At 35.5% G+C, this 9974-nt stretch carries 11 protein-coding genes; 8 read left to right on the top strand and 3 right to left on the bottom strand.

Features of this window, described 5'->3' with window-relative positions; genetic code table 11:
• The first annotated feature begins 459 nt into the window (after nucleotides 1-459).
• The 3 genes from V7149_RS03645 (at nucleotide 460) to V7149_RS03655 (ending at nucleotide 2956) form a co-directional block, all read left to right on the top strand.
• Nucleotides 460-807 (top strand): PadR family transcriptional regulator, encoded by a 348-nt coding sequence (locus V7149_RS03645; RefSeq protein ID WP_066291043.1) that lies wholly within the window; start codon nucleotides 460-462, stop codon nucleotides 805-807.
• On the top strand, nucleotides 788-1426 hold the full coding sequence (locus V7149_RS03650) for a hypothetical protein (RefSeq protein WP_335344296.1): 639 nt from the start codon (nucleotides 788-790) through the stop codon (nucleotides 1424-1426). Before V7149_RS03645 ends, V7149_RS03650 begins: the two co-directional genes overlap by 20 nt.
• Before the next feature lie 69 nt (nucleotides 1427-1495).
• Complete coding sequence (locus tag V7149_RS03655; RefSeq protein WP_335344297.1) at nucleotides 1496-2956, top strand: DUF4153 domain-containing protein; 1461 nt, start codon at nucleotides 1496-1498, stop codon at nucleotides 2954-2956.
• Between the two features lie 53 nt (nucleotides 2957-3009).
• On the opposite strand, the gene V7149_RS03660 is transcribed toward V7149_RS03655, so the two are convergent.
• Nucleotides 3010-4092, bottom strand: a complete 1083-nt coding sequence (locus V7149_RS03660) for an AI-2E family transporter (protein WP_335344298.1) — start codon at nucleotides 4090-4092, stop codon at nucleotides 3010-3012.
• Nucleotides 4093-4349: 257 nt separating this feature from the next.
• On the opposite strand from V7149_RS03660, the gene V7149_RS03665 reads away from it, so the two are divergent.
• The 3 genes from V7149_RS03665 to V7149_RS03675 all read left to right on the top strand — a co-directional run bounded on the left by V7149_RS03665 (nucleotide 4350) and on the right by V7149_RS03675 (nucleotide 7247).
• On the top strand, nucleotides 4350-5180 hold the full coding sequence (locus V7149_RS03665) for an undecaprenyl-diphosphate phosphatase (protein ID WP_335344299.1): 831 nt from the start codon (nucleotides 4350-4352) through the stop codon (nucleotides 5178-5180).
• A gap of 255 nt (nucleotides 5181-5435) precedes the next feature.
• The gene (locus V7149_RS03670; RefSeq protein ID WP_335344300.1) at nucleotides 5436-5807 is read left to right on the top strand and encodes a MerR family transcriptional regulator; all 372 of its coding nucleotides are present in this window, start codon (nucleotides 5436-5438) and stop codon (nucleotides 5805-5807) included.
• Nucleotides 5808-5927: 120 nt separating this feature from the next.
• Entirely contained in the window at nucleotides 5928-7247 is a 1320-nt protein-coding gene (locus tag V7149_RS03675; protein ID WP_335344301.1) for a hemolysin family protein, read from the top strand.
• Between the two features lie 332 nt (nucleotides 7248-7579).
• On the opposite strand, the gene V7149_RS03680 is transcribed toward V7149_RS03675, so the two are convergent.
• Both V7149_RS03680 and V7149_RS03685 read right to left on the bottom strand, forming a co-directional pair.
• Nucleotides 7580-8311 (bottom strand): serine/threonine protein kinase, encoded by a 732-nt coding sequence (locus tag V7149_RS03680; RefSeq protein WP_335344302.1) that lies wholly within the window; start codon nucleotides 8309-8311, stop codon nucleotides 7580-7582.
• 236 nt (nucleotides 8312-8547) lie between these two features.
• Entirely contained in the window at nucleotides 8548-9099 is a 552-nt protein-coding gene (locus V7149_RS03685) for a TVP38/TMEM64 family protein (RefSeq protein ID WP_335344303.1), read from the bottom strand.
• A gap of 291 nt (nucleotides 9100-9390) precedes the next feature.
• Here V7149_RS03685 and V7149_RS03690 point away from each other — a divergent pair, with 291 nt between their 5' ends.
• Nucleotides 9391-9738, top strand: coding sequence for a metal-sensitive transcriptional regulator (locus tag V7149_RS03690; RefSeq protein WP_335344304.1), 348 nt, complete (start codon nucleotides 9391-9393; stop codon nucleotides 9736-9738).
• Between the two features lie 14 nt (nucleotides 9739-9752).
• A complete protein-coding gene (copZ, locus tag V7149_RS03695; protein WP_335344305.1) occupies nucleotides 9753-9959 on the top strand; it encodes a copper chaperone CopZ in 207 nt (68 codons plus the stop codon).
• The last annotated feature ends 15 nt before the right edge of the window (nucleotides 9960-9974 follow it).

Below are 9974 nucleotides of genomic sequence, written 5' to 3' on the forward strand. Positions count from 1 at the left end.
ATGGGCATGGGCGGTGTTCCAGGTATGGGCATGGGTGGCTTCCCGGGTATGGGCATGCCAGGCATGTGATAAAAAATATTCAGCCTATAAAAAAGAACTTGAAATAAGTTACAATTTTCAAAGTGAATTTGGAGCTATCTTAAACGTATAAAAATCCGAGTTGATGAATGACTCGGATTTTTTAGTTTTGAAGTTGCCATATGAGAGGTACTCCTATCTTATTTTAATGAACTTATTAGCTGCCTTCTATAATTAGCAGTTGAGGTACCGATGAGTTTATTTAACTTTAATAGAGTAGATTTCATGAACTATTCATGGTTACCGAGTATCATCAGTTTTAACAAAAGCTGTGTTCCATGAAAATAAAATTAAGGAGATTTAAGGTAATTTGATCCTTTACAATTTCTCCGCTGAAGTGTAGAATCTCTATATACCTAAAATAACTAGGTAGGTGATAAAGTGTTCAATCGTGAATTGGTCAAAGGAAGTTCATCCCTATTGCTTCTTCAAATGTTAGGCGAGCGGGATATGTATGGATATGAGATTGTTAAGGAACTGGAGAAGCGCAGCGAAAATGAGTTTTCTTTTAAAGAAGGCACATTGTATCCAGCCCTTCATAAGCTCGAAAAGCAGGAATACATTGAATGCTATTGGCAGGAGCAGGAGAAGGGACCAGCCAGGAAGTATTATCGTATTACGGAGGCAGGGAAAGAAATGCTTCTTGAGAAAACCCGTGAATGGAATGACTTTGTTTCCGTAATGAACAAGGTGATGGGGAGAAAAAAGCATGGATCGGCTGAAGGATGAGTTTTTAGAAGAGCTTGCAAAGCACCTCGCAAATCATAGCGAAAAAGAGTTGATTTTAAAGGAATATGATGATCATCTTAATGAACTCCTTGTAGAGCTTTTCAAGCTAGAGGATGATTCCGAGGTGCGCAATCAAATCTATTTAAGGCTCGGAGCACCCGAAGAGATTGCGGCCATGTGGAGAGAAGAACTTTCCGTTACGCCCAGCAAGATGAAATGGCTGTTCATAGCTGTTAATATTCTTTTTTTTGCCGGGGGGTCTATCCTTACGCTCGCGCATAATCTGCTAAACTGGAGCTGGCTCACAAGCCTATGGGTTCAATTAACATCTTTTCCGATCTTAATTGTGTGTATTTATCTGTTTTTCTGGGCGTTGCTTGGCTATGAAATTGGCAGAGGGTTTGGCCATAAAGGCAGAAAGCTAATGAAAACGACCTTTTTCTTGGCGTTAATACCAAATTTAACGCTAATGGCTCTGACGGTTTTCCGAATCATTCCCCATGAATGGTTCAGCCCGTTGCTGACTGAAACGTTTATCGGGATCTGTATTCTGATGACGCTACTTTTATACCCAGTTTGCCTGATTAGCTACAGGTGGGGGAAAAAAGCTTCTGTATGAGCTTTTTTTTACCTTCGTACATAGAATAACTATGTATATAGAATATCTATATAAAAAGGAGGCTTTATTATGGAAATCAAAATCGAAAGGATAGATTGGATTTTCTTTTTCTTGTGTTTTTTATTGGGAATTGTGGCAGAGGAAGCATTCTTCAGATATCAGATTGGCATCTCCTATTTTGTTTTCATTTTTGTTTTTTACGCGCTGTTTTTCTGGAGGTTTCGGTCGTTTTCCTTTTCGCACCAGCGGTTCGGCTATCTAGTACTAATCGCAATATGGCTTTTAGCAGCAAGCTATTATCTGTATGATACAGCACTTTTTTATGCGTTGAATATTCTTGTGATACCGGCCCTTGTTATCTTCCATCTTGCCTTAATCACTTCACCGAAAAAAAAAGAATGGAGTAACTTGTATTTCGTCATTTACACGTTACAACGCCTGATTGACGGAATTCGGTATAGTGCACTATTCACTAAATATGCTGCCAAGCTGACAAGACGAGGAAGCAACGAAAAACAAAATGTTGTGTGGAAAAAGGTTCTGATTGGCGTAGCTATCTCCTTCCCCTTTTTATTTATCATATTGAATTTGCTTATGTCCGCAGATACTCAATTTGAAAGGCTTTTAAATAGTATCCCTGGTTTGTTCAACTTTAGGGGAGAATATGTTTTCCGTGCGGTAGTTATTTTAATATATACATTCAGTTTCTTTGGATTTCTTCAAGTACTCTTGCAAAGGAACATCCATATTATCCAGAGAGATGGCGCCCTTAAGCCGTTTGGAGTGGATGGAATTATTACACTGACTGTTTTGCTGCTTCTAGATTTAGTCTATGTATTATTCGTTGCCGTCCAATTCAAGTACTTTTTCAGTGGGACTCTTGATGAAGGCTATACGTACGCAGAATATGCGCGCCGCGGATTTTTTGAACTGCTCTTTGTCACATTGATCAATCTAACTGTTACGACTGGGGTCATCAATTTAACTAAAAATGTTGCAGGAATTTTGAGGAAAACAATTAAGTTGGCCTTAACCATTCTTGTGCTATCGAGCGGGGTCCTTCTTATATCCGCCTTCATGCGATTAACGATGTATGAGGATGCTTATGGATTCACATTAACTCGGGTTCTCGCACATTCCTTTATGATTTTCCTTATGGTCATCTTTGCCTATACTCTTGTGAAAATCTGGATTGAGAGGCTATCGTTATTCCGTTTTTATTTCATTGCAGCACTTATTTATTATGCGGGGCTAAATATCGTAAATATCGATAAAATCGTTGTTGATCAAAATATGGCTCGCTTTGAGACTACAGGGAAAATCGATATTCAGTATTTGAACAGCTTATCTGCAACGGGAATCATGGGATTAATTGAGCTTTATGAAAAGCAGCCGGATGTTCAAGGATTAGAAGCTTTGCTAAAGCAGCGCAAAGCTGAAAGAGAATATTTACAAAGTAAATCATGGCAGTCACATAATCTTGCTAGAGATAGAGCTTATGAAAGGCTTGGTATTAAAAGCTTAGAGTAAGTTGAAAAAGGCCGACATTCTTGGTTGTGAGAAAGTCGGCTTTTCCTTATCTATTATTCTGTTTTAAAAATCTTAACAATATTTATGACAAGTACCTTTACTATGGAATAAGCTGGAATGATAAAGATTACCCCGATAATCCCCATAAGGTTTCCTGCTGTTAAAATTAACACAATGATTGTTAAAGGATGGATGTTTAGTGTTTTCCCCATGATATTCGGGGAAATGATATTTCCTTCTATTTGTTGCGCAACTAACATGATAATTGCTACGTAAAGAGCCATGATAGGATCTTGAAATAATGCGACTAAGAATGCAGGAATGACTGCAATATATGGGCCTAAAAACGGAATGACGTTTGTAAACATCCCGAACATTGCTAAAACAAGTGAATAGTTCAGTCCAATAATTAAGTAGCCTATGAACAAAAGCGCCCCGACAATGACACTGACGAGCATTTGTCCTTGTATATAGGTAGAGATGGTCTTGTCCATTTCTTTTAATATGTTTTTCACATGTTCTTTTTTAGACTGTGGGAACAAAACAGCCACACTCGGTGCAAATCGATGACTATCTTTTAACATATAAAATAAAATAAATGGAACAAGTACAAGATAGAAGATCGTATTGATAAACCCGCCAATCAATCCGAAAATACCAAGAATTCCATTAGCAATATTCCCTATATTGGATTCAATTCGGGATTCTAAATCTGCACTCGCAGTAAGCAATGCCTCTTGAACGAAGTCTGGAAAAGTAGCCCGATTTTCCTGAACATATTTAATCCAATCAGTTACGGTGGAAACCATCGCTGGCAAATTATCGACAAATCGTTCTAATTGGTCATTGATGACTGGTCCAACCAACTTTATAACGCCGTATACAAACAAAATGATGGCAAGATAAGCAGCTAAAATAGCAATCCATCGTGGAGCTTTCTTCTTTTCTAGCCATGCTACTAAAGGACGGCATAAATAAAACAAAATACCTGCGACAACAAAAGGCAAAAAAATCGTTTTTATCAAAACAACGATTGGAGTTAAGATAAACTGATTCTCATTTAATAAAAATACAATTAATAAAAGTAAGATGATTCCAACCATACTTTTAAACCATCTTTTTTCGAACAACGACATGTACCAATCTCACTCCCTATGGCCGACTAAAATTTCCTTATATGAATATTACAACTAAATGGCTGAAAATCCAATAATATGATGTTGGGATGTTGGGATTAATTTAATATCATTGTAAGTATAGTTAGCGATTTAGAATAATGTTACCTATTATATCCAAATTTTCGGGAAATTTAATAAAACACTTTACGAACCTAATTTTTAAAGTATAGTCTAGGAGAAGAAGCATTTAACAGTTTTGGAGGTACATAGGTTTTATGAATGCAGATGAGTTTCTAATCATCATAAAATACTTAATATTAGGTTTGATTCAAGGTGTTACTGAGCCCATTCCCGTTTCATCAAGCGGTCATCTTATCATTGGACAGAGATTATTAGGGATTGAACAGAAAGGTTTAGTATTTGAAATTCTAACAAATACAGCTTCACTTTTCGCCATTTGCTTTATCTTTCGCCAAGACCTTAAGCGTTTAATGGTGAATACGCTCCAATTTATTCGTACGAAAGAAAAAGCATATAAATCTGATTTTATGTTTGTTCTTTATATTGTGATTGGCACAATCCCTGCAGCCGTGCTAGGTTTACTGTTCAATGACATCATTGCCAAGTATCTAACTTCACTACATACAATTGCGATCACCTTGTTAATTACTGGAGTAGCACTTTGGCTGATTCGTAACCTTCGGGGGATGAAAAGAGATGGGGATTTATCCATCAAAGATGCATTAATTGTTGGGTTTGCTCAAGCTGTTGCCCTTGTTCCTGGAATTAGTCGTTCCGGAGCAACAGTAATAACATCGATTGTAGTCGGCATGAAACAAGATACAGCTTTACGTTTTTCATTTATGCTCTATATCCCGGTGAGTTTAGGCGGCATGGTGTTAGGGGTTTCGGATTTGATAAGTAGTCCAGATATCGGCACTTTGGCTGTACCTTACTTAATCGCTTTTATTGCTACATTATTCATGACATACTTCTCTATGAAATGGTTTATGGGGATTATGGCAAAAGGGAATTTAAAATATTTTGCATACTATTGTTTTGTTGTTGGTACTTTGTTGCTGCTCTTTTCGTCCAATTTATTATAAATAGGGAATAAAGAGAAAGAGACTGACTCGAAAAGTTGTTATACTACAACCTCGAGTTAGTCTTTTTTTCAATTCCAGCAAACGAAAATAGGTGTGAATAAGTTTGACAAGCAGAAATATTTTCAAACTGTGAATCTCTTATTCTTATTTCAAAATAGTTGATAACTATTAATTTTAATTGTATGATTATAACATAACCATAACGTTATAGTTTGGAGGGATTACGTTGGGACTGAGAAGTTAAGAATTGGAGAATTGGCAGAGAAGGCCAGCGTCACTAAGAGGACGATCGACCATTATACGAATCTTGGTTTACTAAAAGCAGAACGTTCTCCTTCTAATTACCGGTACTATGATCATTCTTCAATAGAACGTATTCACTTCATTGAAAAGCGCAAAGAAGAAGGTATGTCATTGGAGGAAATTAAAAAAGAGTGCATAGATAAATTTTCAGAAGAGGTTGACGTATTAGACTTACGACTGAAAATTAAAGGTTTGGAAAAAGAAGTTGCTGAGGTTCTTGCTCAACTTGAGAAGACTGATCAAAAGAAATTCGAAGAAATGAAGAAAAAAATTTCACATGAAAGTTTGTCGCTGATACAAACATTGCTTTTATTGCTTAGTTAAATGATAGTGATGACTCAAGGAAATAGCAAAGAAGAATAAATAAGATAGTGGAGTTTCATAAAATCTTAACCTATTAGGAGGTGTCTCCTTACTCGTATCCTAGACGAGTCAAGGATTATATTGGATGTAATAAATTTATTATTGATAGCACTATTAATTATATTAACCGCATTTTTTGTAGCGACTGAATTTGCTATTGTTAAAGTCCGTGTTTCCAGAATTGATCAACTGATCGCTGAAGGAAAAAAGGGTGCTATAGCAGCTAAGAAAGTCGTCACTCACTTAGATGAGTATTTATCAGCCTGCCAATTGGGAATCACGATTACTGCGTTAGGTTTAGGTTGGCTTGGTGAACCGACAGTTGAAAAGCTATTGCACCCATTGTTTGCTTATTTTGAGTTAAGTGAGTCCATTACAAATGTATTATCATTTGGTATTGCATTTGCTCTTGTAACATTCCTTCATGTTGTTGTTGGGGAACTAGCACCAAAAACCGTTGCTATTCAAAAAGCGGAGGCAGTTACACTTTTACTATCTACACCGATCATCTGGTTTTATAAATTGCTGTATCCGTTCATCTGGTTTCTAAATGGTTCAGCACGTGTCCTTGTTGGACTTTTTGGTATAAAACCTGCCTCAGAACACGAAGTAGCTCACACGGAAGAAGAACTCCGAATTTTATTATCCGAAAGTTATAAGAGTGGGGAAATTAATAAAAATGAACTAAAATACGTGAACAATATTTTTGAATTTGACGAAAGAATTGCGAAAGAAATCATGGTGCCGCGAACGGAAATCGTGACGATTTCAATTGACGATACCTTTAACGATATATTGAATATTATTGGGACCGAACATTATACAAGATACCCAGTTGTTAATGGTGATAAAGACAATATTCTAGGCTTTATTAATGCGAAAGAATTCTTAACGACTAATCTTATAAACAAAAATGCAGATGAAGACTATAAATTAGAGACATTCATAAATCCCGTTATTCGTGTGATCGAAAATGTCCCAATCCATGACTTGTTAGTAAAAATGCAAAAAGAACGGATCCATATTGCCATCCTAATGGATGAATATGGTGGTACATCTGGTTTAGTAACTGTTGAAGATATTATTGAAGAAATTGTCGGAGAAATTAGAGATGAATTTGATGAAGATGAAGTGCCAGCAATTCGAATGTTAAACGAAAACCATTTTATTTTAGATTCCAAATTACTCATAGAGGATGTTAACAATTTATTGGGAACCGATTTATCTCATGAGGATGTTGACACAATAGGTGGATGGTTCTTGACTCAAAACTTTGATGCTAAGACGACTGGTTCAGAACTAGAATTCGAAGGTTATAATTTCAAAGTACACAATATCGATGGTCATCAAATTCATTATTTAGAAGTTAAAAAAATAGCAGAAAAACAATTAATTAAATAGTAACGAACGGCAAGCTTTAAAAAAGGCTCTGTTCAATTCAATATCTGAAATACCTGTGGGGTATGCGAGCAAAATTTTTAGACTATCCTTTAAATATTACGTTTTAAACTCGTATCCTCCTAAGCCTTACTAAAATAGATGAAAAGAGGTAATATATGTTTAAAAAAATATTGAAAATGGTCAAACATCTTTCTCAAGGAAGCAGCGAGCGAAGACACCGCAATTATCGTCGCGGAAGCAGTAGCAGCAGACGGTACAAATCATTTCCAATGAGTGGAAGCCACCGCTATAAACGTAAAGGACGAAGCAGCAGCTAATTTTACTCTATACAATTAACTTTCTTTTTCTTGCGCATTTATTGCGGCATATAAACCTTTTGAAATTTCAATAGTATTTGTATAAGGTTCGTGTATTCCTAGTAATTTTTTCAGTAAATTAACGGTTTCCTTTTTTAAAGAAAGTTCTTCTGTCCAGGGGAGAGCTTTTTTATTCTTGGAGGAGTACGTTGAATAAAGCAAATATAAAAGCAAGTCCCCTAAATCATAGTAATCCTGCTGTTTCATCTTTAAAATATCTTCTAGTTTGTTATGCTGATTAATTGAGTCTCTTTGCTTAGATAAACCAAAATCAATCAAAAAAGGTTCCTTGTTTTTTAGAAGAATGTTAGCGGTACGCAAATCCTGATGATAAATGCCTTTATTGTGAAGGTCATCTACTAATTCGAGTAAGTGGACAAGAATAAAGAGTGACTCTTTCTCGCTATACGTTTTTTTGCTAATGAAAAGTTCGTCTTCCAGATTATCCCCTTCAATAAAACTCATTGCATAAAAAAAATATCCATTACTTGAAAAAGCTTCATATAAAACTGGCATATTTTTTTGGTTTAGCGTACCTAATACTGAGATTTCATTTTCAAACATCGCTGCTTCTTTTTTATTTCGCCGTTTACTTGGCCGAAGTTGTTTAATCACTCTATTTTCATTTGTTTTCAAATCTCTGCAGAGATATACCATCCCGTAGCTTCCAGCACCTATAAAACTTAACACCTGATAGCGATCTTTCAAAACTGTCCCATCTTTAATAGGTATATCCACAAAAAACTGATAAATTTTTCGAATGGAACGTAAAATTGAAATTTTTCTCACCTCAATTAAATTTGAAAATTTTTATTTCATTGCGTATTAGCTGAAAATAAATATTTTAGATTATATCAAAACTGCAACGTTAAAATTAGATGGATTACGCTGATATTATAAACAATAAAAGAGTAAGAGCAATCAAATTTGATTGTTCTTACTTTTTATTGTTTCATTTTTCGCATAAAAAAATAGATGCTTGTTAAGATGATAAGAAGAATAATGGTAATCTGCCATTCTGATTTTAACGATAACACTTGGTCAACCGAGTATGCTTCTATTAATAGAGATGGTATTTTCCCTAATGTGCTTGCGACACAAAACGATAACAGCCCCATTTTACTGAATGCAGCTGCAAGTGTTACAGCGCCTGAAGGAATAAACGGAAAAATTCTAAGGGCAAGTACAAGAAATATTGCTTCTGCTCCGGCTGTATTCTTCAACTTTAATAAAAGCTTAGACTTTGATTTTTTTATATTAGGTGAAAGCTTTATTAATCCTTTTCTGTATAAGACAAAACTTACAATTGCTCCAGCTGCCTCTCCCGCAACGGAGACCAAGAGCCCCATTTCGAAACCAAAAAAGGCAATGTTTCCTGCAGTAATAAAAACGCTGGGCAAAATGCCTGATATAGCAACAATCATATTTATTATTAAACTAACGAGGACAGCAAGTATTGGATTATTTGGAAACCATTCTAGTAAAAAATCTCTCATTGCCAATTCCTCTCTACAATTTTCTCTTTCCTTTGAACAGTAAAAATACGGTTCTAATCTTGAATGAGAAATTATTCATTAATAATCACCTGTTCTAAATCGAATAATATATCTATTTTACTTTATAAGTTTGAAGAAATTTAGCGGGAAGTAAAATAATATTAATTATAATGAATTAATACCCTTGATTATGGCTAAGTTCACAAAAATTCCATTTTTTTCAGAAAAACTTTATTTGAGCTTTACATACTATACGGGGGTATAATATAATTCGAATTAAGGAGGGATCCTATGGTATCCAATCAAGAAGATGAAAAGTTGTTTTCAGAAGATGAAAGCTGCTGTAATTCACATAGTGAGCGAAAAAGTCACCATTCAGATAAAGTAAAGAAAAATCTAGTCACTCGATTAAACCGAATTGAAGGCCAAATCCGCGGGATTAAAGGGCTGATCGAAAGAGACACTTATTGCGATGATGTAATTACACAAATATCCGCTACTCAATCTGCCTTAAATAGCGTTGCAAAAATTCTGCTTGAAGGTCACTTGAAAACTTGTGTAGTGGATCGACTTAATGAAGGGGACATGGAAGTTCTGGATGAAGTCCTAATTACGATTCAAAAATTAATGAAAAAATAAGGAGCTGTTGAATAATGGAAAAAGTAACATTAAATGTAGCTGGGATGTCATGTGGTCACTGCGTTAAGGCTGTAGAAGTCGGTGTAGGAGAATTAGCTGGTGTTGAAAGCGTGAAAGTAGATCTGAAAAATGGGACTGTGGATGTAGAGTACAGATCTAATGAAGTATCTTTGGATAATATTAAAGAAGCTATTGATGACCAAGGCTATGATGTGAAGTAAAAAGAAACCGTGCTA

Origin of the sequence: Bacillus sp. JJ1503 (assembly GCF_036965125.1) — a bacterium.
Lineage (GTDB): Bacteria > Bacillota > Bacilli > Bacillales > Cytobacillaceae > Cytobacillus.

Excerpts from the sequence above, each read along its gene's own strand:
- V7149_RS03650 (WP_335344296.1), top strand. The coding sequence starts at position 788 with ATGGATCGGCTGAAGGATGAGTTTTTAGAAGAGCTTGCAAAGCACCTC.
- V7149_RS03655 (WP_335344297.1), top strand. The coding sequence starts at position 1,496 with ATGGAAATCAAAATCGAAAGGATAGATTGGATTTTCTTTTTCTTGTGT.
- V7149_RS03660 (WP_335344298.1), bottom strand. The coding sequence starts at position 4,092 with ATGTCGTTGTTCGAAAAAAGATGGTTTAAAAGTATGGTTGGAATCATC.
- V7149_RS03665 (WP_335344299.1), top strand. The coding sequence starts at position 4,350 with ATGAATGCAGATGAGTTTCTAATCATCATAAAATACTTAATATTAGGT.
- V7149_RS03685 (WP_335344303.1), bottom strand. The coding sequence starts at position 9,099 with ATGAGAGATTTTTTACTAGAATGGTTTCCAAATAATCCAATACTTGCT.
- V7149_RS03690 (WP_335344304.1), top strand. The coding sequence starts at position 9,391 with ATGGTATCCAATCAAGAAGATGAAAAGTTGTTTTCAGAAGATGAAAGC.
- copZ (WP_335344305.1), top strand. The coding sequence starts at position 9,753 with ATGGAAAAAGTAACATTAAATGTAGCTGGGATGTCATGTGGTCACTGC.